Genomic DNA, 22,301 nt, shown 5'->3' on the forward strand with positions numbered 1-22,301 from the left:
AAGAGTGAGATCGCATGGACGACCTTGACGACCGGGACGACCGGGACGACGTGGGCCGACGGCTCGACATGGACCACTGGCGTGACGACGCGCACGGGCTCGGCGAGGACGTGGACCGTCGACTGCTGGCCGCGCTCCACGAGTGCGGTACGGAACATCCGCGGGTGGCGGCCGTCGCGCGCGCCCTGTCCTGGAGCGGCGAGCACGGCGCGCTGTGGCTGGCGGCGGGGCTCACCGGGGCCGCCGTCGACCGTGAGCGGCGGGCCGCGTGGCTGCGCGCGACGGCGCTCACCACGACCGCGCACCTCGCCAGCATGGGGGTGAAGCGGATCGTGCGCCGTCCGCGCCCGGCCCACCTGGTGCCGCTGGCGCGCACGGCCGGGCGCCACTCCTTCCCGAGCTCGCACGCCTCCTCGTCGGCGGCCGCGGCGGTCGCCTTCGGCGCGCTCGGCGCCCACGTGGCCACGCCGGTCGCCGCCGCGATGTGCCTCTCCCGGCTCGTCGTCGGCGTCCACTACCCCTCGGACGTCGCCGCGGGCGCCGCCCTGGGGGCCCTGACGGCCCGGCTGGGCGCCCGCTGGATCGGGGGCGGCCATGGCTGAGCGCACGGCGCTCCTGGAGCGCACACCGGCCGCCGCGGCACCGGAGCGGGGGCTGGGCGGTCTGGCCCGCGGCCTGCTCAGGACCGCACGACCCCGCCAGTGGGTGAAGAACGTGCTCGTCGTGGCCGCCCCGGCCGCCGCGGGACGGCTCTTCTCCGAGCACGCGCTCGTCCAACTCGTTCTCGTCTTCGCGCTGTTCACCGCCTGTGCCGCCGCCGTGTACCTGATCAACGACGCCCGGGACGCCGACGCCGACCGGGCGCACCCGGTCAAGCGGCACCGCCCGGTCGCCGCGGGCCAGGTCCCCGTCCCGGCCGCGTACGCCGTCGGAGGCGCCCTCGCGGTCCTCGCGCCGGCCGCCGCGGCCGTGCTCTGCTCACCGGCCGTCGCCGCCCTGCTGACCGCGTACATCGGCATGCAACTGGCGTACTGCGTCAGCCTGAAGCACGTCCTGGTGGTCGACCTCGTCGTCGTCACGACCGGATTCCTGATGCGTGCGATGGTCGGCGGGCTCGCCCTCGGCATCCCGCTCTCGCGCTGGTTCCTGATCACCACCGGCTTCGGGGCGCTGTTCATGGTCTCGGCGAAGCGTTACTCCGAGGCCGTGCAGATGGCCGGGAAGGCGGGCGCCACGCGCGCGTTGCTCACCGAGTACACCACCGGCTACCTGCGCTTCGTGTGGCAGCTGGCCGCCGGGGTCTCCGTCCTCGGCTACTGCCTGTGGGCCCTCGAGGAGGGCGGGGTGCCGAACGCCGGCCTGCTCCCGTGGCGGCAGCTGTCGATGGTGGCCTTCATCCTGGCGGTCCTGCGCTACGCCGTCTTCGCCGACCGCGGCACCGCGGGCGAGCCCGAGGACGTGGTCCTGCACGACCGTGCCCTCGCCCTCATCGGCCTGGTCTGGCTGGCGATGTACGGGCTCGCGGTGGCGAACTGGTGAGCGTCGCCCAGCGGGGGCTCGGCCAGGAGCTCCTCGGCTTCGCCACCGCAGGAATCCTCGCCTACGCCACCGACCTCGGCCTGTTCGTCTGGCTGCGCGGACCCGTGGGGCTGGACCCGTTGACCGCCAAGGCGCTGTCGTTCGTGGCGGGCTGCTCGGTCGCCTACGCGGGCAACGCGCTCGGCACCTACCGGCACACGGCGGTGCGCGGCATGCGCCAGTACGCGGTCTTCTTCGCGGTGAACATCGCCGGCGCCCTCGTCCAGCTGTTGTGCATCGCCGTCAGTCACTACGGTCTCGGCTTCACCTCGCAGCGCGCGGACACCGTCTCGGGGGCAGGAATCGGCATGGCGATCGCCACTGTCCTGCGTTTTTGGGGTACCCGGACATTGGTTTTCCGAGGTGAGGGCAGAGTCGGATCATGGACTGGCTGAAGAAGCTCCCCGGCGTGGGGCCGTTGGTCACACGCCTGATGGCCACGCACGCGTGGCGCTCGTACGAGCGTCTGGACCGGGTGAAGTGGACGCGGCTCGCCGCGGCCATGACGTTCATCAGCTTCGTGGCGCTGTTCCCGCTGCTGACGGTCGCCGCGGCGATCGCGGCGGCCACCCTGAGCACCCAGCAGCAGAAGGACCTCCAGGACAAGCTGGCCGAGCAGGTGCCCGGGATCTCCGACCAGCTGGACATCAACGGCCTCGTCCAGAACGCCGCCACGATCGGAGTGATCGCCGGTGCCGTCCTGCTGTTCACCGGCATCGGCTGGGTCGGCTCGATGCGGGAGTGCCTGCGGGCCGTCTGGGAGCTGCCGGACAGTGAGGAGAACCCGTTCCTGCGCAAGATCAAGGACGCGGGTGTGCTCGTCGGACTCGGCGGCGCGGTGCTCGTCACCGTCGCCGCCTCCACCATCGCGTCCTCGACGGTGGGCTGGACGGCCCGACGGTTGTCCATCGACGAGAGCGGCTGGGGCGAGACCGTGCTCCGGGTCGCCGCGTTCGCCGTCGCGGTGCTCGCCGGGTTCCTGCTCCTGCTGTACGTGCTGACGCTGCTGCCCGGTGTCGAGCCGCCGCGCCACCGGCTGATCGTCGCCGCGCTCATCGGCGCGGCCGGCTTCGAGCTGCTCAAGCTGCTGCTCAGCGGCTACATGCGGGGCGTCGCCTCGAAGAGCATGTACGGCGCCTTCGGCGTGCCGATCGCGCTGCTGCTGTGGATCAACTTCACCGCGAAACTGCTGCTGTTCTGCGCCGCGTGGACGGCGACGCCGAGCGAGGAGTCCCCGGCGGAGGAGGGCGCGCCGCCCCCGCAGGAGCCTGAGGCCCAGGGCGGGGCCCCGGCGAGGGGCGGCGCGGCGCGTTCGCCGGTCAGCGGCGACGGCGCATCAGGTCGGGCAGCGGCCACCGGCGGTTGACGAGGAACACGCCCGCCGCGAGCAGGACGACGAAGCCGCCCGCCACCGCCAGCGCGATCCCGATGCCGCTCGAACCGCTCTGGGCACCGGTGGCGGCCGCCACCGGCTTGCTGGACGCGCGGTCGGCCTCGGGGGTCCCGCCGGACGCCTTCGCGCCCGGCTGCGCGGTGGTGTCGACGCCCTTCGGGGGCACCAGTTCACCGACCGGCTGGATCTTGCCCGCGGCCTGGAAACCCCAGTCGAACAGCCGCGCGGTCTCCTTGTAGACCTCGTTGTGTTCGTTCTTCTCCGGGTTCATGACCGTGACGAGGAGCACCTTGCCGTCGCGCTCGGCGACACCGGTGAAGGTGGCGCCCGCGTTCGTGGTGTTGCCGTTCTTGACCCCGGCGATGCCCTGGTAGGTGGAGATGTCGCTGTCGCCGGTCAGGAGACGGTTGGTGTTCTGGATCTCGAAGGACTCGCGGCTCTTCTTGCCCTTCTTGTTCTTCTTCGTCTCGCCCGGGAACTCGGCCCGCACCGTCGAGCAGTACTCCCGGAAGTCCTTCTTCTGAAGCCCCGAGCGGGCGAACAGCGTCAGGTCGTACGCCGAGGACACCTGCCCCTTGGCGTCGTAGCCGTCCGGGCTGACCACGTTCGTGTCGAGGGCCTGGAGTTCGGTGGCGTGTGCCTGCATGTCCTCGACCGTCCGGTCGACGCCGTCGTTCATCGCGGACAGCACGTGCACGGCGTCGTTGCCGGAGCGCAGGAAGACGCCGAGCCACAGGTCGTGGACCGTGTAGGTCTCGTTCTCCTTTATCCCCACCATGCTGGAGCCCGAGCCGATGCCCGCCAGGTCGGAGGGGACCACCTTGTGCTCGGTGGACTTCGGGAACTTCGGCAGCAATGTGTCGGCGAACAGCATCTTCATGGTGCTCGCCGGGGGCAGCCGCCAGTGCGCGTTGTGCGCGGCCAGCACGTCACCGGACTCGGCGTCGGCGACGATCCAGGAGCGTGCGGTCAGGTCCTTGGGCAGGACGGGGGCGCCGCTGCCGAGATCCACCTGGGTGCCCGGCCGGCCGAGCCGTTCGCCGCCGACGACCGACATGTCCGCCGGGGGAGTGGCGCTCGGGCTGGTGCTCGGTGAGGCGGATCCGTCGGCCAGGGCCGGGGCGGCCGTCAGCGAAAGGGACAACAGAGTGGCTGAAGTGACCAACAAGGATCGCTTGACGGTCTTTTTGGTGGCGGGCACGGTCGAGAAAGTACAGGGCTCCGGTCGGGAAGTCCCATCACCCTCCCCACCCCGACACCGGGTCCCGGCCGACGACGGCGATACTGAACCCATGAAGCTCAGCCGCCCCGTGTCCTGGTTCCTGCTCGCCTTCGGGGTGTGGAGCTGGGTCATTTGGGTCACTTTCATCAAGAATCTGTACAAGGACGGCAGCGGGCTGGCGTTCGACGACGCGGGTGATCCGACGGCGTACTTCTGGGTGCACCTGACGCTCGCCGTCGTCTCCTTTGTCTTGGGGACGGTCGTCGGGGTCATCGGGTTGCGCGGGGTACGCGCTTTGCGCCGGACGTCATGACGGGGGATTCCACGACGTGGTGATCGTGTTCGTACTGGTGGGTCTCGCCGTGCTGGCGGCCTTCTGCGCGCTGCACTGGTACGCCTGGCGGCGCCTCGTGCGGGACACCACGTCCGGGCCGGGGCTCGCGCGCCGTTCGGGCACCGTGCTCTTCGTCGCGGGACCGCTGCTGATGTTCGGCGCGGTCGCGAGCGAGCGCGCGGGGGCGCCGTTCCTGCTCCAGCAGGTGCTGGCGTGGCCCGGGTTCCTATGGATGGCGCTGTCCCTCTACCTGTTGCTGGCGCTCCTGGCGGGGGAGGTCCTGCGGCCGCTCGGGCGATGGGGGCTCACCCGGCGGAGCGCCGCGGCCGGGCGGCCGTCCGCCGCCGAGGACGGGACCGCCGTCGCCGGGGCACCGGCCGCGGTCGTCACCGGGGCGCGCGACGTCACCGTCGGCTCGGCGCCGGGCCGCGGCGCGTCCCAAGGGGCGGCCACCGAGCCGGGTGCTCGCGCCACGGGCCTCGCCGGCGCGCCGACCGCCGACGGCCCGACCCCTTCCGCGGAGCCGGGTGCCGCGGGAGGATCCGCCCCGGACGCGGCCGGAGCCACCGGGCCTTCCCGACGGCTCTTCGTCTCGCGGGTGGTCGGAGGCGCGGCCGCCGCGGCGGCCGCGGGGACGGTCGGCTACGGGACGTACGGGGTCCTGCGCGGGCCCGCGGTGAAGCGGGTCACCGTGCCGCTCACCAAGCTGCCGCGTTCCGCGCACGGCTTCCGGATCGCGGTGGTCAGCGACATCCACCTCGGCCCGGTGCTCGGACGGGGCTTCGCGCAGAAGGTCGTCGACACGATCAACTCCACACAGCCCGATCTCATCGCCGTGGTCGGTGACCTGGTCGACGGCAGTGTGAAGGACCTCGGACCCGCCGCCGCGCCGCTGGCCGGACTGCGGGCCCGCCACGGGGCCTTCTTCGTCACCGGGAACCACGAGTACTTCTCCGGCGCCGAACAGTGGGTCCGGCAGGTGCGCGAGCTGGGCATCCACCCGCTGGAGAACGCGCGCACCGAGCTCGCCGGATTCGATCTCGCGGGCGTCAACGACGTGCAGGGCGAGAGCGAGGGCCAGGGGCCCGACTTCGGCAGGGCGCTCGGGGACAGGGACACCTCGCGGGCCTGCGTGCTCCTCGCCCACCAGCCCGTACAGATCCACGAGGCCGTGCGCCACGGGGTCGACCTCCAGCTCTCCGGGCACACCCACGGAGGGCAGTTGTGGCCCGGGAACCTCGTCGCGGACGCCGCCAACCCGACGCTCGCCGGACTGGAGCGCTACGGGGACACCCAGCTCTACGTCTCCCGCGGCGCGGGAGCCTGGGGGCCGCCGACACGGGTGGGCGCGCCCTCGGACATCACGGTCGTCGAACTGGCCTCCCGGCAGGCGTGAGAACCGGCCCCGGGGCCCGCGCGAGCGGGCTCCGGAGCAGGCCGGGAAAGGGCCCCGGAGAAGTCTGGGAACCAGCTGTGAAACAGGCCTGAAATGAACGTTCGGATCCGCCCGGTCCAGGTTTCACAAAGCCCCTCCCTCGCCCGAAACACCTGTGGTTAGGTGATCCGCGTCACTAGGGGAGTGACCCGCGGTGGGCCTGGGGAGGGCACCGATGCGATCTGTTCGCATGCGGATTCTGGCGACGCTGCTCGTACTGGCGGGCGTGGGTGTGGGCGCCTGGCAGCTGTTGCCGGCGCAGGAGGACGACAACCGGACCATCACGGTCGGGACGACGGACGCCGTCACCTCGCTCGACCCGGCCGGCGCCTATGACGCAGGCTCCTGGGCGCTGTTCAGCAACGTCTTCCAGTCGTTGCTGACGTTCGAGCCGGGCGGTGCCGCCCCCGTCCCGGACGCGGCGAGGACCTGCGGCTTCGTCGGCACAGGCCTGCGGACGTACCGCTGCACGCTGCGCGACGACCTGACCTTCCCGAGCGGCCGCAAGGCGACCGCCGAGGACGTCAAGTACTCCTTCGAGCGGGTCAAGCGCATCAACTCCGAGGTGGGCCCCGCCTCGCTCTTCGCCACCCTCGGCACGGTGGACGCGAGCGGACAGACCGTCACCTTCCATCTGTCGTCGCCCGACGCCACGTTCCCGTTCAAGGTGGCGACCGCCGCCGGTTCGATCGTCGACCGCGACCGCTACCCGCGGCGCACACTGCGCACCGACACCGGTGCCGACGGCACCGGACCGTACGTCCTGAAGACGTATACGAAGGACGAGCGGGCCGTGCTCCGTCCCAACCCCCGCTACAAGGGCGCCGTCGGCGAGACCGGCAGGCCCGTCGTGCTGCGCTACTACCGCACCTCACAGGAGCTGGCGGACGGCTGGAAGGCGAAGAAGTTCGACGTGGCGGCCCGCCAGCTGCCCCCCGACCTGCTCGCCCGCCTCTCGCCGAGCGATCCCGGGCAGCGGGTCACGGAGGTCGACAGCGCCGAGACCCGCAACCTCGTCCTCGACGTACGGGCGGGCTCGCCGCTGCACGACCGGCGGGTACGGCAGGCCATCGCCGCGGTCATCAACCGCGAGGAACTGGTCAGCCGGACGTACAAGGGCACGACCGACGCGCTGTACGGGCTGATCCCGGCGGGCATCACCGGGCACTCGACGTCGTTCTTCGACGCCTACCCCAAGCCGGACCGCAAGAAGGCGCGGGAGCTGCTGGAGGAGGCCGGGGTCGACCTGCCCGTGCGCTTCACCTACGGGTACGGCCGCGGGCGGGGCGCGGCCGGGCCGGAGGCCGCCGAACTCAAGCGGCAGCTGGAGGCGAGCGGGCTGTTCCAGGTGACCACCCGGGGCTACGAGTGGACCGACTTCCAGAAGCGGTACGCGGAGGGGAAGCTGGACGCCTGGGCGGTCGGCTGGGTCGCCGACTACCCCGACCCGGACACCTTCGGCGCCCAGCTCGTCGGCACCGGCAACAGCATGAAGAACGGCTACAGCAGCAAGGCCGTCGACCAGCTCATCCTGGACACGCAGCAGGCCGCGGACCGCAGCCGCACGACGAGCGACTTCCGGCAGCTGCAGGACGTGGTGGCCGAGGACGTCCCGCTGATTCCGCTGTGGCAGCGCAAGGAGTACGTCCTCAGCAGCGAGGACGTCGGGGGCGGCCAGTACCTGTCGGACGGGACCGGCGTGTTCCGGCTCTGGAGGCTCGGCTGGATCTGACCGCGCACGGGACACCGCGGGACCGCCCCCGCTCCGTGACACGGTGAGCCCGCCCGGAGTGTCCCCGGGCGGGCCGGCCGGCAGGGTGAGCGGCTGCGAGGGCTGCGAGGGCTGTCAGGGGGAGGGCGTGGACCCGTACGCCGTCAGGAAGCGGTCCCGGAACGAGCTCATCTTCCACACCGGGGCGTCGTGTTCGGGCTGAAGCCCGTCCGACCAGCCCCAGCCGGCGATCCTGTCGAGGACCTTCGGGTCCTTCGCGACGATCGCGCAGGGGACGTCACGGCTGGCGTGGTTGCCGCTGACCCGGGCGATGGGCTGGTGGTCGCCGAGGAAGACCAGCACGGTGTTCTTGTCGCCGTACTTCACCAGGTAGTCGATGAGGCTGGTCACCGAGTACTGGATGGACTTCCCGTACTCCTGCTTCGACTTGGTGGAGTCGGTGATGATGTCCGAGGGCTTCTTGCCCGCCTTCTCGATGGCGTCGTAGACCGAGCCGTCGCCGACCTGGTCCTGCGGGACCGTCTTCGGGATCGGCGCCCACGGCTGGTGGCTGGAGGTCAGGATGATCTCCGACATCAGCGGCTTGTCGTGCTTCTTTCCGTGCACCAGGCGCTCGAACGCGGTCAGGGCGTACTGGTCGGGCATGGTCGACCAGCTGAACTTCGGCCCCTTGTAGCCGAGTTCACGGGAGTCGTAGACCTTGTCGAGGCCGTAGAACTTGGCTTCCGGCCAGGCCTTCTGGACGCCCGGCATGATGCCGACCGTGTCCCAGGCGCCCGTCTTGCGGAAGGCCTTGGTGAGGGTGAGGTGCTCGCCCGCGGTGACCGTGCGGTAGCGCTGCTGGTTGTTGATCCACAGGCCCGAGAGGAAGGTCGAGTGGCCCAGCCAGCTGCTTCCGCCGTACGTCGCCGAGGTGAGCCAGCCGCTCTTCGCCGCGAACCCGGCCTCGCGCAGCTTGTCGTTCTCGGCGGTCAGGGTCGCGTCGACGCCGGGTGCGATGACCGGATCCTCGATGGCGCTGCGGCCGTAGCTCTCGATGAACGTGATCATCATGTCCTTGCCGCGCAGCCCGGTCAGCAGCTGGTCCGGCGGGGTGTCGGCGAAGTCGTCCTTCTTGGCGATCCGGGCGAACGCCGCCTCGTCCCGCAGCGTCTCCCGCACGCGATGGGCACGGTCCTGGACGACCGCGGCCGTGTGGTCGGCGGCGATCGGTACGTCGGCGACCTGCACGCCGAGCGCCGCGCAGGTGATCCAGACGGTTCCCAGCACCAGCGTCGTCCGTGTCGAGACGACGCTGTACCGGGCCAGGAGGTTGCCGAGCCGGACCACCGCCAGCGCGGTGAGGGCGAGCACGGCGATCACCAGCGCCACGGCGGCGACGACGATGGCGAGCGCGCCCCTGCCGCCCATCGTGTCCCGCAGATAGGCCTCCGCGTCGCCGAACAGGCTCCAGTCGAGGACGACGTTGAAGCCCCGGCCCAGATACTCGTTGAAGCCGATGTCGAGGAGGTTCAGGACCGTCAGCGCGCCCAGGCCGAGCCCGGCGAGCGCGGCCACGACGATCCGCGGGGTGCGCGGCAGGACGATCAGCACGGCGGCGCCGAAGATCGCCTCTGCCGGGATGCGGGTGAACTCGGCGGGCCGGAAGTTGTCCACCTTGCTCGGCATCAGCAGCGCGAACAGCACGAGCGCGGCGGCCAGGAAGGTCAGGGTCCACGCCAGGATGCGGGCGGCGACGGGGTGCTTCTGCCGCCAGCCACGCCCGCGCCGCAGCCGCCATCGGGAGCGGACGGGCGCCGGCGAGCCGTCGGAGGCCGCGCCGTCACCTGGGACGGAGGCGGTGTCGGCCGCGTCGCTGCCACCGGGGGTGGCGTCTGTCGCGTTGTTGTCGCCGGGGGTGGTGTCCGTCGCGTCGCTGTCGTCGGGGGCGGCCTCGGCCGTGTCGCTGTCACCAGGGCCGGCGTCCCCCGAGCCGCCTTGATCGGGAGCGGTGTCGGCTGAGGTGCTGTCACCGGGGGTGGTGTCGGCCGAGGCGCTGTCACCCGGGGTGGTGTCCGGCGTGGCGGGGCCTTCCGCCGGGGTGGCTCCGGCCGGAGGGGCGCCGTCGTCCTCGGACGCGACAGCGCTCCCGGCGGTGCCACCGTCCCCGGGCGCGGCGGTGTCGCCGTCCTCGGACGCGGCGGGGTCCCCGGCGGTGTCACCGTCCCCCGGCGCGGTGGTGTCCCCGGTGGCGGTGTCCGCGGGCGGCTTCGGCGCCGGCCCCGCCTGCGGAGTCTCCTCGTCCGTGTGCGGCAGCTGTCGAGAACTCGTGTTGGACGACAACCCGGCGGTCCTTCCGTGCGAAGCCCGGTGATGGCGCGGCGGACCAGGCTGGAGACGTCAGGGCCGCCTTCACCTGTGTACGGCGTCGTGGCTGCCTGCGTTCAATCGTCCCGGTCAGCTTCTTCCCAAGTCCGTTCTAGCAGGTCACCGTGCCGGCGGCGGGCGTACGCGGGGCCGTCACCGCACCGGCAGTGTCACCGTCACCGCCAGCCCCCGGCCCGGTGCCGTCGCCACCGCCACCTCGCCACCGTGCGCCGTCACCACACCCTGCACGATGGCCATGCCGAGCCCGCTGCCCGCCCCGCCCCCGGTCCGGAAGAACCGGTCGAAGATGCGGGCGGCGTCCTCCTCCGGGAGCCCCGGCCCCTCGTCCGCGACACACAGACGGACCACCCCGTCCTCGCGCTCCACACCGAGCCGCACCGGCACGTCGGCGGGCGTGTGGGTGCGTACGTTCCCCACGAGGTTGCCGAGTACTTGCCGCAGCCCCGACTCGTCGGCGTGCACGAGCAGCGTGCCGTCCGCGCCCACGGTCACCGGCCGCTCCGGCTGCTGGGCCCGCAGGTCCTCGGCGGCGTCCCGCACCAGCCGGCTCAGGTCGATGTTCCGGAACCGCAGTTCGGGGCGCTGGTCGAGGCGGGCCAGGGTCAGCAGCTCGTCCACCAGCCGTCCCATGCGGTCGACTTCGGCGTTCATCCGGTCCCAGGCCCTGCGGCGCTCGGCCGGATCCGTCAGCATCCCCTTGTCGTACAGCTGGAGGTAGCCGCGGATGGCGGCCAGCGGGGTGCGCAGCTCGTGCGAGGCGTCCCCGACGAAGCGGCGCAGCTGGGCCGCGCTGCGCTCGCGCGTCCGGTACGCCGATTCCACCTGCTGGAGCATCGAGTTGAGGGCGATCCGCAGCTGCTCGACCTCCTGTGTCGGATGGTGGCTGGAGGGCACGCGCCGGGTGAGGTCCCCCTCGGCGATCGCCGACGAGGTCTCCACCATGTCCTCCAGCGGGCGCATCCGGCGGCTGACACCGATCATCGTGAGCACCGCGAGGAGCGCCAGCAGCAGGGTGCCGACGGTCAGATCGAGCCGGAGCGCCTTCGCTATGCCCTGGTGCAGGCCCTCCGTCGACGTGGCGAGCAGGACGTACGTGCCGTCGGTGAGCCGGGCGGCGGTCGCCCGGTAGGCGTCCCCGCGCACGGTGACGTCGTGCGGTTCCCCGGCACGGGCGAGCGCGCCGGGGTCGCCCACGGCGTCCGCGAAGGCCTTCTGGGTGTCGGTCGGTTCGAAGCCGCCGAGGGAGACCGCCTCGCCCTTCCCGTCGACCCAGGCGAAGACCGAGTCCGGTTTCGGGGACTCCTCGGTCGCGGGGACGAGCCGGTCGCGGATGAAGGCGAGGGTGCTCAGCGAGTCGATCTCCCGCATGCTGAGCCGGGCGCTGCTCAGCGACTTCCGCGTCTGGTCGAGCTCCGCGTCGACCTGGTCGAGCAGATAGTGCCGCATGCCCATCAGGCTCACGGCGGTCGTCACGACGATGCCGAGGGCCAGCAGGGCCACGTTCGCGAGGGTCAGCTTGCCGCGCAGGGAGCGCAGACCGTGCCGGCAGCGGGGGAGCGGGATGTAGGGCGGGAGCCGGATCATCAGGCGAGCCCGTAGCCGACGCCCCGCCGGGTCTGGATCAACGGCGGGCCCAGCGGTTCGAGCTTGCGCCGCAGATAGCTGATGTACGTCTCCACGACGGTGGACTCGGCGGAGTGCTCGTACTGCCATACGTGGCGCAGGAGTTGCTCCTTGGGGACGATCCGCCCGCCGTTGCGCACGAGGAAGCGCAGCAGGGCGTACTCGGTGGGGGTGAGTTCGACCGTGCGGCCCGAACGGTGCACGCGGTACGTGGTCTCGTCCAGCTCCAGGTCGCCGTAGCGCAGCGGCGGACGTTGCGGCAGGACGTCGTCGGAGCGGGTGCGGCGCAGCACGGCGGTGATGCGGGCGACGACCTCGTCGATGTTGAACGGCTTGGTGATGTAGTCGTCGCCGAAGCCGAGCGCGCCCACGATCTCGGCGGGGGCGTCCCGCGCGGTGAGGAACACGATCGCCAGGTCCGGTCGCCGCCCGCGCAGTTCACGGCCGAGCGCCCGGCCGTCGCCGTCCGGCAGCATCACGTCGAGCAGGGCCGCGTCGGGCCGGGTGCGCTCGGCGAGCGCGAGCGCCTCGCGGACGGTGCCGGCGGTCATCACCTCGAAGCGGTGGTAGCGCAGGGCGATGGCGAGGACATCCGCGATGCTCGGCTCGTCCTCGACGACGAGGACGGTGGCCCCCTCGTGAGCGGTCATGCCCCCAGTATCCGTACGCCCGTCGCCCCACGGGGCGGCTCCCGCTTTGGAGTTCCTTGAGAGTCATGGGCGTGTCGTGTCCCCGCGCGCGCCGCGGCACGGAGGGTGGGTGCAGGACCTGGGGGACCGACGGACCGATTCGACCGACGAACAAGGAGCGTTGAGCGTGGCGGCATTGGCACGGTGGTGCTATCGGCACCGGCTGGTGGTCCTGTTGCTGTGGCTGGGGGGACTGTTCGGACTGGGCTTCGCGGCGTCCACCGCGGGCACGGACTACGCGAATGTCTTCTCCCTTCCGAACACGGACTCCAAGCGCGCGTACGACCTGATGGAGAAGGCCTTCCCGGACAGCGCGGGAGACACCGACACGGTGGTGTGGAAGGTCGACGAGGGGACGGTCCGGGACCAGGACGTCCGGTCCCGGATCCAGCCCGCACTGGACGACATCGGCAGGATGAAGGGAGTCGGAGGGGTCGCGGGGCCGTACTCCGGCGCGCAGGGAGCGGCGCAGATCAGCTCGGACGGGAAGATCGCCTACGCGCAGATCACCTTCGCCGAGCAGGCCAACGCGGTACCCAAGGAGCTCGTGCAGGACGTCCTCGACACCGCACAGGGGGCCGAACGCGGAGGGCTTCAGGTCGAGTTGGGCGGGCAGGCGATCCAGCGGGTGCAGGAACCGCCCACCGGGCTCGCCGAGATGGTCGGCATCCTGGCCGCGGCCGTCGTGCTGTTCCTCGCGTTCGGCTCGCTGTTCGCGATGCTCCTGCCGATCGGCGTCGCGATCTTCGGAGTCGGCACCGGCCTGTTCTCCACCCAGCTGATCAGCCACGTCACCGACGTGCCCGACCTCGCCCCGCTGCTCGCCACCCTGATCGGGCTCGGAGTCGGCATCGACTACGCGCTGTTCATCGTCACCCGGCACCGGCGCGGCATCCTGCGCGGCGCGGACCCGGAGGAGGCCGCGGTCACCGCCCTCAACACCTCGGGGCGGGCCGTGCTGTTCGCGGGCGGCACCGTGTGCATCGCACTCGCCGGGATGCTCGTCACCAATCTCCGCTTCCTGGACGGTGTCGTCATCGGCACCTCGCTCACCGTCGTGTTCAGCGTGCTCGCCGCGGTCACCCTGCTGCCCGCGCTCCTCGGCGTGCTCGGCACCCGGGTCCTCAGCCGCCGTCAGCGGCGCAGGCTCGCCGCGACGGGGCCCGAGCCGGAGCGCACGAGCGGCGCGGCGGCCCGCTGGTCGCGGACCGTGCAGCGGCGCCCCCGCACGATCGCCGTCCTGGCCGTGGCCGTCATGGCCGTGCTCGCGCTGCCGGTCCTCGGCCTGCGGCTCGGCGCCACCGACCAGGGCAACGACGACGCGTCGACGACGACCCGGAAGGCCTACGACCTGCTCGCCGAGGGCTTCGGCCCCGGCTTCAACGGCCCCTTGCAGGTGGTGGCGTCCAGCGGGGACACGGACACGCTGGTCGAGGACATCCGGGCGACCGACGGGGTCGCCAGGGCCGCCGCGCTGCCGCCCGCGAACGGCGTGACGGTGATCCAGGTGGTGCCCAGGACGTCGCCGCAGTCGGAGCGGACCGACGAGCTCATCGACACGCTGCGGGACCGGGTGATCCCACAGGCGGGGGCCCAGGCCCATGTGGGCGGGGTGACGGCCGTATCCAAGGACTTCGCGACCATCACCGGCGACCGGCTGCCGTACTTCGTGGCCACGATCATCGGCCTCGGCTTCCTGCTCCTGCTGGTCGCCTTCCGCTCCCTCGTGGTGCCGCTGACGGCGGCGCTGATGAACCTGATCGCGGCCGCCGCGTCCTTCGGCGTCCTGGTGGCGATCTTCCAGTGGGGCTGGGGGCTGGAGCTGCTCGGCCTCGGCAAGGAGGGGCCGATCAACGCCTTCCTGCCGGTCATCATGCTGTCGCTGCTGTTCGGCCTGTCCATGGACTATCAGGTGTTCCTGGTGAGCCGGATGCACGAGGAGTGGGTGCACACCAAGGACAACGCGCGCGCCGTGCGCGTCGGCCTCGCGGAGACCAGCCGCGTCATCAACTCCGCGGCCCTGATCATGGTCTGTGTGTTCCTGGCCTTCGTGCTGAGCGGCGACTCGGGCGCGGCGATGGCCGGGGTGGGCCTGGCCGCGGCCGTCGCCCTCGACGCCTTCATCCTGCGTACGGCGCTGGTGCCGGCGGCGATGCATCTGCTCGGCAACGCCAACTGGTGGCTGCCCGCGGGGCTGGACAAGCGGCTGCCGCACCTGGCGGTGGAGCCGGCGGATGAGCGGCCCGAGCCCACCGCCTCCGTGGCGGCGGGCAGCGCGTCGGTGGTGCACGGCTTCGTCCGCGACGCGGAGGGCGCGGCGGTCGACGGCGCGGTCCTCACGCTGCTGTCCAAGGGCGGACGCCAGCTGGACCGGGTGACGTCACTGGCGGACGGCTCGTACATCGTCTCGGTACCGGCCCCGGGCACGTATCTGCTCTCGGCGACCGCTCCGTCGTACGGGGCGCGGGCGCACCACGTGGTGGTGTCCGACGAACCGCTCGTGCACGACGTGGAGCTGTTGCAGGGGGAGGTGGACGCGGTCAACTGAACGGCCGCGGTCCGTGACGGCGTCCGGGTCCGTGCCCGTGCCCCCTGCTGCGGGCACGGGCCCGGTCGCTGAGGGCTGTCCCGTCATCCCTGGCGGGCGCACGACGACAACTACGGCACCTCGCCGCGTTGTCGGATCGCCCGAATACGCCCGGCATGAGGACGGCCCTCCGCCTTGCGATGCGCCGCATCCGACGCCGCGCGCTGATCCACCAGGGATGACGGGACAGCCCTCAGCCCTTCTTCTTCGGCTTCGACGGGTCGGGCAGCGCCTTGGTCATGCCGGGCAGGAAGTCCGTGAACAGTTCGTGCACCTCGAGGACGAGCGGCCGCAGGACGCGGAAGCGGGCGAGGGAGACTCCGCGCGCGGTGAGGCGGGCGCCCCGCTCGGCGAGCCGGTAGCTGCGCTCGCGTCCTTCCGTGCGGTCGAACACCCAGTACAGGACGAGTCCCATCTGGGAGAGCCACAGCAACTCGGGCAGCACGTCCCGCAGTTCCTCCGGCACCTTGGTCTTCGCCCCGGCGAGCACTTCCCGGTGGACGCTGATGGCCTCCACGCGCGCGTGCTCCGACTCCGGGGAGAAGGGGCTGAGCGGGCTGTCCGGGTCGGCGGCGTTCTTGAAGAACTGCACCGCGAACTCGTGGTACGGGGTCGCGATGTCCAGCCAGGCCTTCAGCACACCGCCGATCCGGGCCTCCAGGTCCGTCTCGCGGTCCAGCACCTCCCGCACCGCCACCTGGTGCTCGGCCGCGATCCGGTCGTAGAAGCCCTGGATCAGGTGTTCCTTGCCGTCGAAGTAGTAGTACGCGTTCCCGACGGAGACCCCGGCCTCCTTCGCGATGGCCCGCATGGTCGTCTTGTCGTAGCCCCGCTCCTGGAACAGGCGCATCGCCGTCTCCAGGATCAGGGCACGGGTCTGCTCGCTCTTCGCGGGGCTCTTGGCGGACCCCTTCTCGGGGCTCTCGTCGGGACCGGGGCGGTCTGTCGGTGCTGGCACGGGGACGAGCCTAACGAGTGGGCCCCGTGGAGCAGGCCCCGCTGTCGCAGGCGGGCGGCTCGTACGTCCATCCCGAGCCCGGTTCGTAACGCCATCCGTCGCCCCAGTGGTAGGCGCCGCCGCCCCACTGACCGCGGTCGGGGGAGCCGGACCACTGCCCGTTGCCGGGGGAGCCGGACCACTGACCGTTCGCGTGGGCCCCGCGCCACTTCGCGGCGGCGAGGACCGCGCCCTTCGCCAGCCGGGAGCCGGCCGGTGTGCTCAGCCGGTGCGCGAGCGGCCGGTGCTCGCGCAGCGCCCAGAGGGTCACGATCCAGGCGGCGGGCCCCTTGTAGACCTGTCCGCCGTCCCCGACGACGGTGATCTCGCCGAGGGTCGCCGCGTGATCGAGCTCCGGGAAGCGCTGCCGGGCCTCGGCCGACGCGGCCGGCACGAACCGGAGGGGGACCAGGCAGGGCTGGCGCGCCAGCCAGTCACGGAGGAAGCCGCACAGCGGGCACTGAGCGTCGTAAAGGACGGTGAGCCCGAGGACCGGGACGCGCGCGGCGTCCCGGTTCCCGGTGGCGGCGGCGCCGGCCACCGGGGTCACGCCCCGGCCGTCGGCGCGACCCAGCCGGTGGGTGCGACGGGCGGCAGCTGCTCCCGCTCCATCACGCCGCGGCGCCGGATCTTGTTGAGCACGTAGACGTTCCCCAGGTGCATGACCCCGAGGACGAGCAGGACGACGCCGAGCTTGGTCGACAGGGCCTCGAAGACCTCCCTGGCGTTGCCGATCGTCTCGTCCTGGTTCAGGTAGAGCGCGACGAAGCCCAGGTTGACCAGGTAGAAGCCGACCACCAGCAGGTGGTTGACGGCGTCGGCGAGCTTCTCGTTGCCGTGCAGCACGTCGGCCAGGAAGATCCGTCCGTTGCGGCTCAGGGTGCGTGCCACCCAGACGGTCAGCGCGATGCTGACCAGCAGGTAGATGACGTACGCGACGACTGTGAGGTCCATGTCCCCACCCCTTCTTGAACGCGTTCAAAACGCTGTCGGGAATGAATGTAGACCTCCTTTTGAACATGTTCAAGTCGAGGGGTGGGCGTGCGGTCGCCCGCGCGCCGTCGCTATGTCCGTGCGGCGCGGGCCAGTTCGGGCCGCTTGTTGTAGTCCGTGAGGCCCACGACGTTGCCCCAGGGGTCGGCGATCTCGACGGTCCATCCGGTGGCGACGGGGAAGGGGGCGTCCAGCGGCCGGATCCCCGCCGCGGCGAGAGCGATCGCCGCGGCGCGGGCGTCCCGGACCTCCAGCCACACCCGCGGCACGGCCCACGGCGGCGGCCGGTGGCTCAGCTCCTCGTCCAGCCGCAGCAGCACGCCCGGCGTCTCGCCGCCCACCTTCAACGCGGCGATCCCGGCCTCGTCGAGCCGGAACGCCACCGGGAAACCGGCCAGCTCGTAGAAGCGGACCGCCTCGTCGAGATTCCCGACGGGCAGCAGCACGTTGTCGATTCCGAGCAGTTCGTATGACACGTCATCTGACATGTCATCAGGTTAGGGATCCTGACCGACCGCGGAGCAGAGCCGACCGCGGGCCCGGCCCGCGATCACCCATTGGGATGAGGAACCTCGGGCCCGTCCGTTGTCAGTGGCGTCTCGTACGGTCTTCGGCATGGGAATGGTGACGTTCGTCGACGAGACGACGAGTGGGGGCCGGAGCGCCGGCTGGGGGGTCGAGATCGCCGAGGAGCGGCTCGCGTTGCGCGAGTTGATCCGGCGCAGGGTCTTCCAGGAGGTCGCCGAGTACAACGCGCGTGCCACGGGGGTGTTCCAGGGGCTGGTGCAGCCGGAGGACACCGAGCGCGTGCTGAACGGATACGCGTTGCGCACGCCCCGGCGGATAGACCCGCAGGCGCAGACGGACCTGGCCCTCGCGGCCTTCGCGGGGAACGGTTTCCTGGTGCTCGTCGGGGACCGGCAGCTGACCGACCTCGATGAGGAGATCGACCTCGTCCTCGGCACCGAGGTCACCTTCCTGAAGCTCGTCGCACTGGTGGGGGGCTGACCATGACCGGCACGCGGTCCTACGAACAGCGCATCCGCAACCGGATCGCCGAGGACAACATGGGCAAGGTCGCCGACCTGGCCCTCAAGGCCGCCCTGGAGAACAAGGGCCACTGGGGCGGCGGCTGGGCGACGATGCTCGACCTGCTGCGCGAACTGCCCGTCGAGCGGCGGACCGTGCTCGCCGACGCCCTGGTGGCGCGCTACCACTCGGTCGGGGAGGAATCGGCCGCCAAGAGCAACGCGATGACGCTGATCGGCATCCTCGCCAGAGACCTCCCCGGCGACCGGCTCGTCCCCGAACGCCTCAAGCAGCTCGACGAGCTCGGCCGGCAGCACTCCTTCTGGTACGCGGCACGGCTCGACGTCCTGGCCGAGGCGGAGCTGGCCGCCGGACGCCCCCTCGCCCCCGCCGTCGTCGCGGTCTTCCGCCGCACCGCCATGGACGCGTACCGCTCCCACGAGCTGGGCGAACTGGCGAAGAAGCTCACCGAACCGGTCCTCAACGTCGGGGAGGAGTGGGCCGAGACGGCCATGGAACACCTCTCCGGGCCCGACGACCCCTGGCGCGCGCTGCTCGCCCACGCCGCCTCGGCCACCGCCTCCAAGCCCAGCGCCACATGGGACAAGCGGGCCGCCGCGCTCATCGACGCCCTCGGCCCGGACCGCGTCCGCGACACCGTGCTGCCCTGGCTCGCCCTCGTCGGCCGCCCCCGGACCCTCCCGCTGGAGCGCAGGTCGTGGGAGGCGGACATCAACAACGCGTACGACCCCTGGAACGCCAACGCGCTGCGCGGCCTCGCCTGGCTGCTCTCCCTCCTGCCCGCCCACCCCGGCACCGCCAGGGCGCTCGGCACGCTCGTCGAGACCTCCCTGAAGAAGGTCGCCGGACTCGGCCCGCGCAATCCGAAGGTCGCCAACGCCGGGGTCGTCGCCCTCACCCGCATCGACAGCGAGGCCGCGCTCGCCGAACTCGCCCGGCTCGCCACCCGGGTGACGTACAAGAACACGGCGAAGCTGCTCGACGGCGCACTGGAGGCGCGGGCCGTGGCCCTCGGGCTGAGCCGGGAGGAGATCGAGGAACTGGCCGTCCCGGCGTACGGCCTCGACGAGGTCGGCAGGGCCGTGCACCGGTTCGGCGAGGCCACCGCGACGCTCGACGTCCACGGCTCCCGGGCGGTGCTGAGCTGGCGCAACGCGGCGGGCAAGCCGGTGAAGGCGGTGCCCGCGACGGTGCGGCGCGACCACGCCGAGGAGCTCAAGGAGCTGAAGGCGGCGGTCAAGGACATCGACAGGATGCTGTCGGCGCAGGCGGAGCGTCTGGACCGCCAGTTCCTCGCCCGGCGCACCTGGGCGTACGGCGCGTGGCGCGAGCGCTACCTCGACCATCCTCTGGTGGGCACGCTCGCCCGCCGTCTCCTGTGGACCGTCGACGGCACGCCCGCCGGGTTCGCGGACGGCGAGCTGCGCACCCTCGCCGACGAGCCCGTGACCGACGGCTCCGAAGCCGAACTGTGGCACCCCGTCGGCCGCGCGCCCGCCGAGGTCGTCGCCTGGCGGGACTGGCTGGAGCGGCACGAGATCACCCAGCCCTTCAAGCAGGCCCACCGCGAGGTGTACCTGCTCACGGACGCCGAGCGCGCCACGGGCACCTACTCGAACCGTTTCGCGGCGCACATCCTGCGCCAGCACCAGTTCAACTCCCTCGCCGCGATCAGGGGCTGGCGCAACAAGCTCCGTCTGTGCGTCGACGACGAGGCGCCGCCCGCCTCACGCGACCTGCCCCAGTGGGGCCTGCGCGCCGAGTACTGGGTCGAGGGCGACGGCGAGGAGTACGGCGAGGACACCACCGAGTCGGGCAGCTATCTGCGCCTGCGCACCGACCAGGTCCGCTTCTATCCGATCGACGCCCCGGAGAACTCGGCGCACTGCTGCGGCGGCGAGTACCGCATGTGGCTGCGGGACGGGCAGGAGCCGGTGGAGCCCGTCCCGCTCACCGATGTCCCGCCCCTCGTCCTGTCCGAAGTCCTGTGCGACGTGGACCTGTTCGTCGGCGTCGGAAGCGTCGGGAACGACCCGACCTGGCAGGACGGCGGCCCCGGCGGACGCTTCCGCGAGTACTGGACGACGTACGGCTTCGGCGAGCTGAACCAGAGCGCCGAGACCCGCCGAGCCCTCCTGGACCGCCTGGTCCCGCGCCTGGCGATAGCCGACCGCTGCACCCTGGAGGGCCGCTTCCTGCACGTCAGGGGCGAACGCCACACGTACAAGATCCACCTCGGCTCGGGCAACATCCTCATGACCCCGAACGACCAGTACCTGTGCATCGTCCCCAAGTCCGGCGCCGCGGCCCCGGGAACCGGCTACCTCCCCTTCGAGGGCGACCGCATGCTGGGCGTGATCCTCAGCAAGGCGCTCCTCCTGGCGGACGACACGGGGATCACGGACCCTTCGATCCTGAGTCAGTTGTAGCCCTCCCCGCACGGACCACGTGTCCCTCCTGTACCCATACTGAGAACGCGAGGGGCGCAAGGGGAGGGCGAGCTGCGTGCGACGGGTGTTGGCGGTCCAGTTCGCACCCTGCGCCCTGTTCGTCACGGGCGTACTCGCACTCGTGCGGGCAGGCAGCTTTTCGGGGCGCAGTGACTGGGGTGCGGCGGTGCCGGAGCGTCCGCTCACCGCAGTCGGCGCGCTCCTCGTGGTCACCGTGTGCGCATCCCTCCTCGGCCTCCTGCTGCAGCCCTTCCAGGTCCGGGCGGTCCGTGTGCTGGAGGGGTACTGGGACCGCTGGGCGCTCACTGCGGTGCTTGCCGGGGTGCTGTCCGAGGTGCAGCGCAGACGATGGCAGGCGCTGCGGAAACGCGCCGAATGGACCACAGCAGGGAACACGGCCCGGCGGATCCAGACGGACGCCCGCCGTCGCCTCGCCGCTCAGCCACCTGCCGACGTACTCCTGCCCACATCCCTGGGCAACGCCCTGCGAGCCGGCGAACTGAGCGCAGGCGAACGCTACGGCCTGACCACACTGACCTCGTGGCCCCGCCTCTACCCCCAGGTCTCCGACCGCATGGCGGGCATGCTCCGCTCCACCCGCGACGCCCTCGACACCTCGGTCAACCTGTGCTGGTCGTTCCTGGCTCTCACTGCGACGGGCGCCGCGGCCCTGTACGACGAGCCGTCCCGATGGTGGACGTGCGCAGTGACCCTGTTGCTGGCCGCGGTTGCCTACAAGGGCGCGGTGACAGCGGCGCAGACGTACTCCGGTCTGATGCACGTGGCGTACGATCTGCACCGCTTCGACCTGCTCACGGCCCTGCACCAGCCCTTGCCCCCGGACTCGGACGGAGAGGAGGAGACGTTCTTCCGCCTCTCCCAACTCCTTGCGGGCAATGGAACGGACGACGTTGCGTACGATCACCGAGTGTCGGGCGACCAGTGAGGGTCAGCGCCCGCTGGGAGGGGTCGGAAGGGGCCACCACGGGCTCAGTTTGGGCAGCCAGGCTTCCACTTCCTCGACGGTGCGGCAGTGGGCGAGGAACCATGAAGGGTAGCCGTTGAAACGGCATGGCCGAATCTGGTCCCCGTTCTGCATGATGCCGTGCTCGAAGGAGTTCCTCGCCGGGTCCAAGTGCTTCCTGAGAGCCTCGGGATTCAGCGCGAGCGCGGCCTCGTAGGCCGCCTGGAGAGTGGGCTTACGGCGCATCCGAGAACCGATCGCCTGCGGTGGGATTTCCCGAGCGCAGTCCGGACACAGCATGCCGGGCGGAACCTCACCGGGCAGTACGGCATGCACTGCATCGTGTGCCATGTTCTCCTCCGTTCAGGTCCGGACATCGCGAAGCTTCCAGAACACCCAGATCGTGTCCGCGGCCGTACCCGCCAGCACGATGGCCGCAGCAGTCCAGCGCCAGACCGCCTGCTTTCCGCAGTCGGGCGGCGCGAGGGACGCGGCTATGCCCAGGCCGAGAAGTGTGGTTCCGGTATTGAAGGCGAGGACGGCGTTCCTGTGGCCCTCACGCCAGCGCCGGTCGGCAGCCGTGTACTCCTGTTGGATCCGCAGGTCGGGTACGACTCCTTCGCCCCTCAGGCCTGCGTAGTGATTCCTGAGGTCCTCCACGCCGAAGAGGTAGAGGCGGGCGTTGTAGGCGAGTTGCATGCTGAAGATCAGTGTCATGGCTGTGATCACCAGCAGGACGAGTGTTGCCCCCGGCCAGCGGAACTCGTCGTCCGCCCCGGCCACAACGCCCGCCAGGGAGAGCGCCGCCGCTGTGAGCAGGGGAGCCGCCACGAAGTGCGCTTCTTTCGCCGCTGCACCGTACCCGTGCTTCGGGGCGTAGCCGCCAC

21 protein-coding genes are annotated in these 22,301 nt (G+C 71.5%); 11 read left to right on the top strand and 10 right to left on the bottom strand.

The window, feature by feature from the left end; genetic code table 11:
- Positions 1-68: 68 nt before the first annotated feature.
- The 4 genes from ACSYGO_RS28400 to ACSYGO_RS28415 are packed head-to-tail and all read left to right on the top strand — an operon-like array spanning position 69 to position 2,944.
- Complete coding sequence (locus ACSYGO_RS28400) at positions 69-602, top strand: phosphatase PAP2 family protein (RefSeq protein ID WP_426677500.1); 534 nt, start codon at positions 69-71, stop codon at positions 600-602.
- Positions 595-1,539: a decaprenyl-phosphate phosphoribosyltransferase gene (locus ACSYGO_RS28405; protein ID WP_426677370.1), complete on the top strand. Its 945-nt coding sequence runs from the start codon at positions 595-597 to the stop codon at positions 1,537-1,539. Before ACSYGO_RS28400 ends, ACSYGO_RS28405 begins: the two co-directional genes overlap by 8 nt.
- Positions 1,536-1,973 (top strand): GtrA family protein, encoded by a 438-nt coding sequence (locus ACSYGO_RS28410; protein WP_426677369.1) that lies wholly within the window; start codon positions 1,536-1,538, stop codon positions 1,971-1,973. Before ACSYGO_RS28405 ends, ACSYGO_RS28410 begins: the two co-directional genes overlap by 4 nt.
- Complete coding sequence (locus tag ACSYGO_RS28415; protein ID WP_432175787.1) at positions 1,961-2,944, top strand: YihY/virulence factor BrkB family protein; 984 nt, start codon at positions 1,961-1,963, stop codon at positions 2,942-2,944. Before ACSYGO_RS28410 ends, ACSYGO_RS28415 begins: the two co-directional genes overlap by 13 nt.
- Here ACSYGO_RS28415 and ACSYGO_RS28420 read toward each other — a convergent pair.
- Complete coding sequence (locus ACSYGO_RS28420; protein WP_426677367.1) at positions 2,898-4,172, bottom strand: D-alanyl-D-alanine carboxypeptidase family protein; 1,275 nt, start codon at positions 4,170-4,172, stop codon at positions 2,898-2,900. The genes ACSYGO_RS28415 and ACSYGO_RS28420 overlap by 47 nt on opposite strands.
- Before the next feature lie 91 nt (positions 4,173-4,263).
- On the opposite strand from ACSYGO_RS28420, the gene ACSYGO_RS28425 reads away from it, so the two are divergent.
- The 3 genes from ACSYGO_RS28425 to ACSYGO_RS28435 all read left to right on the top strand — a co-directional run bounded on the left by ACSYGO_RS28425 (position 4,264) and on the right by ACSYGO_RS28435 (position 7,694).
- Positions 4,264-4,506, top strand: a complete 243-nt coding sequence (locus tag ACSYGO_RS28425) for an SCO4848 family membrane protein (protein WP_028802923.1) — start codon at positions 4,264-4,266, stop codon at positions 4,504-4,506.
- Positions 4,507-4,522: 16 nt separating this feature from the next.
- On the top strand, positions 4,523-5,923 hold the full coding sequence (locus tag ACSYGO_RS28430; RefSeq protein WP_460388130.1) for a metallophosphoesterase: 1,401 nt from the start codon (positions 4,523-4,525) through the stop codon (positions 5,921-5,923).
- 214 nt (positions 5,924-6,137) lie between these two features.
- Positions 6,138-7,694: an ABC transporter substrate-binding protein gene (locus ACSYGO_RS28435; RefSeq protein WP_432175790.1), complete on the top strand. Its 1,557-nt coding sequence runs from the start codon at positions 6,138-6,140 to the stop codon at positions 7,692-7,694.
- A 114-nt stretch (positions 7,695-7,808) separates the two neighbouring features.
- On the opposite strand, the gene ACSYGO_RS28440 is transcribed toward ACSYGO_RS28435, so the two are convergent.
- The 3 genes from ACSYGO_RS28440 to ACSYGO_RS28450 all read right to left on the bottom strand — a co-directional run bounded on the left by ACSYGO_RS28440 (position 7,809) and on the right by ACSYGO_RS28450 (position 12,334).
- Positions 7,809-10,016 carry a sulfatase-like hydrolase/transferase gene (locus ACSYGO_RS28440; RefSeq protein ID WP_460388132.1) on the bottom strand — a complete coding sequence of 736 codons (2,208 nt, stop codon included), beginning with the start codon at positions 10,014-10,016 and terminating at the stop codon, positions 7,809-7,811.
- A gap of 177 nt (positions 10,017-10,193) precedes the next feature.
- Positions 10,194-11,645, bottom strand: a complete 1,452-nt coding sequence (locus ACSYGO_RS28445; protein ID WP_432175792.1) for a sensor histidine kinase — start codon at positions 11,643-11,645, stop codon at positions 10,194-10,196.
- Positions 11,645-12,334: a response regulator transcription factor gene (locus tag ACSYGO_RS28450; protein ID WP_095936173.1), complete on the bottom strand. Its 690-nt coding sequence runs from the start codon at positions 12,332-12,334 to the stop codon at positions 11,645-11,647. Before ACSYGO_RS28450 ends, ACSYGO_RS28445 begins: the two co-directional genes overlap by 1 nt.
- Before the next feature lie 175 nt (positions 12,335-12,509).
- Between ACSYGO_RS28450 and ACSYGO_RS28455 the strand changes: the two genes are divergently transcribed.
- The gene (locus ACSYGO_RS28455; protein WP_460389771.1) at positions 12,510-14,921 is read left to right on the top strand and encodes an MMPL family transporter; all 2,412 of its coding nucleotides are present in this window, start codon (positions 12,510-12,512) and stop codon (positions 14,919-14,921) included.
- A gap of 232 nt (positions 14,922-15,153) precedes the next feature.
- On the opposite strand, the gene ACSYGO_RS28460 is transcribed toward ACSYGO_RS28455, so the two are convergent.
- The 4 genes from ACSYGO_RS28460 to ACSYGO_RS28475 form a co-directional block, all read right to left on the bottom strand.
- Positions 15,154-15,918: a TetR/AcrR family transcriptional regulator gene (locus ACSYGO_RS28460; RefSeq protein WP_426677362.1), complete on the bottom strand. Its 765-nt coding sequence runs from the start codon at positions 15,916-15,918 to the stop codon at positions 15,154-15,156.
- 10 nt (positions 15,919-15,928) lie between these two features.
- The gene (locus tag ACSYGO_RS28465; RefSeq protein WP_426677498.1) at positions 15,929-16,498 is read right to left on the bottom strand and encodes a thiol-disulfide oxidoreductase DCC family protein; all 570 of its coding nucleotides are present in this window, start codon (positions 16,496-16,498) and stop codon (positions 15,929-15,931) included.
- Positions 16,499-16,503: 5 nt separating this feature from the next.
- On the bottom strand, positions 16,504-16,911 hold the full coding sequence (locus ACSYGO_RS28470) for a hypothetical protein (protein WP_095936176.1): 408 nt from the start codon (positions 16,909-16,911) through the stop codon (positions 16,504-16,506).
- A 110-nt stretch (positions 16,912-17,021) separates the two neighbouring features.
- Positions 17,022-17,438 (bottom strand): VOC family protein, encoded by a 417-nt coding sequence (locus ACSYGO_RS28475; RefSeq protein WP_426677361.1) that lies wholly within the window; start codon positions 17,436-17,438, stop codon positions 17,022-17,024.
- Between the two features lie 127 nt (positions 17,439-17,565).
- Here ACSYGO_RS28475 and ACSYGO_RS28480 point away from each other — a divergent pair, with 127 nt between their 5' ends.
- The 3 genes from ACSYGO_RS28480 (at position 17,566) to ACSYGO_RS28490 (ending at position 21,396) form a co-directional block, all read left to right on the top strand.
- Positions 17,566-17,958 (top strand): hypothetical protein, encoded by a 393-nt coding sequence (locus tag ACSYGO_RS28480; protein WP_028802932.1) that lies wholly within the window; start codon positions 17,566-17,568, stop codon positions 17,956-17,958.
- Positions 17,959-17,960: 2 nt separating this feature from the next.
- Positions 17,961-20,429, top strand: coding sequence for a DUF4132 domain-containing protein (locus ACSYGO_RS28485; RefSeq protein ID WP_460388134.1), 2,469 nt, complete (start codon positions 17,961-17,963; stop codon positions 20,427-20,429).
- Between the two features lie 76 nt (positions 20,430-20,505).
- Complete coding sequence (locus ACSYGO_RS28490) at positions 20,506-21,396, top strand: hypothetical protein (RefSeq protein WP_460388136.1); 891 nt, start codon at positions 20,506-20,508, stop codon at positions 21,394-21,396.
- A 3-nt stretch (positions 21,397-21,399) separates the two neighbouring features.
- On the opposite strand, the gene ACSYGO_RS28495 is transcribed toward ACSYGO_RS28490, so the two are convergent.
- On the bottom strand, positions 21,400-21,765 hold the full coding sequence (locus tag ACSYGO_RS28495; protein WP_460388137.1) for a hypothetical protein: 366 nt from the start codon (positions 21,763-21,765) through the stop codon (positions 21,400-21,402).
- A gap of 12 nt (positions 21,766-21,777) precedes the next feature.
- Positions 21,778-22,245 carry a hypothetical protein gene (locus ACSYGO_RS28500; RefSeq protein WP_426677357.1) on the bottom strand — a complete coding sequence of 156 codons (468 nt, stop codon included), beginning with the start codon at positions 22,243-22,245 and terminating at the stop codon, positions 21,778-21,780.
- Between the last annotated feature and the right edge of the window lie 56 nt (positions 22,246-22,301).

This window comes from Streptomyces krungchingensis, assembly GCF_054729265.1.

Bases quoted from the DNA above. Each gene is read 5' to 3' on its own strand.
- ACSYGO_RS28400 (WP_426677500.1), top strand. From the start codon at position 69: ATGGACCACTGGCGTGACGACGCGCACGGGCTCGGCGAGGACGTGGAC.
- ACSYGO_RS28405 (WP_426677370.1), top strand. From the start codon at position 595: ATGGCTGAGCGCACGGCGCTCCTGGAGCGCACACCGGCCGCCGCGGCA.
- ACSYGO_RS28415 (WP_432175787.1), top strand. From the start codon at position 1,961: ATGGACTGGCTGAAGAAGCTCCCCGGCGTGGGGCCGTTGGTCACACGC.
- ACSYGO_RS28425 (WP_028802923.1), top strand. From the start codon at position 4,264: ATGAAGCTCAGCCGCCCCGTGTCCTGGTTCCTGCTCGCCTTCGGGGTG.
- ACSYGO_RS28435 (WP_432175790.1), top strand. From the start codon at position 6,138: ATGCGATCTGTTCGCATGCGGATTCTGGCGACGCTGCTCGTACTGGCG.
- ACSYGO_RS28445 (WP_432175792.1), bottom strand. From the start codon at position 11,645: ATGATCCGGCTCCCGCCCTACATCCCGCTCCCCCGCTGCCGGCACGGT.
- ACSYGO_RS28450 (WP_095936173.1), bottom strand. From the start codon at position 12,334: ATGACCGCTCACGAGGGGGCCACCGTCCTCGTCGTCGAGGACGAGCCG.
- ACSYGO_RS28470 (WP_095936176.1), bottom strand. From the start codon at position 16,911: ATGGACCTCACAGTCGTCGCGTACGTCATCTACCTGCTGGTCAGCATC.
- ACSYGO_RS28475 (WP_426677361.1), bottom strand. From the start codon at position 17,438: ATGTCAGATGACGTGTCATACGAACTGCTCGGAATCGACAACGTGCTG.
- ACSYGO_RS28480 (WP_028802932.1), top strand. From the start codon at position 17,566: ATGGGAATGGTGACGTTCGTCGACGAGACGACGAGTGGGGGCCGGAGC.
- ACSYGO_RS28485 (WP_460388134.1), top strand. From the start codon at position 17,961: ATGACCGGCACGCGGTCCTACGAACAGCGCATCCGCAACCGGATCGCC.
- ACSYGO_RS28495 (WP_460388137.1), bottom strand. From the start codon at position 21,765: ATGGCACACGATGCAGTGCATGCCGTACTGCCCGGTGAGGTTCCGCCC.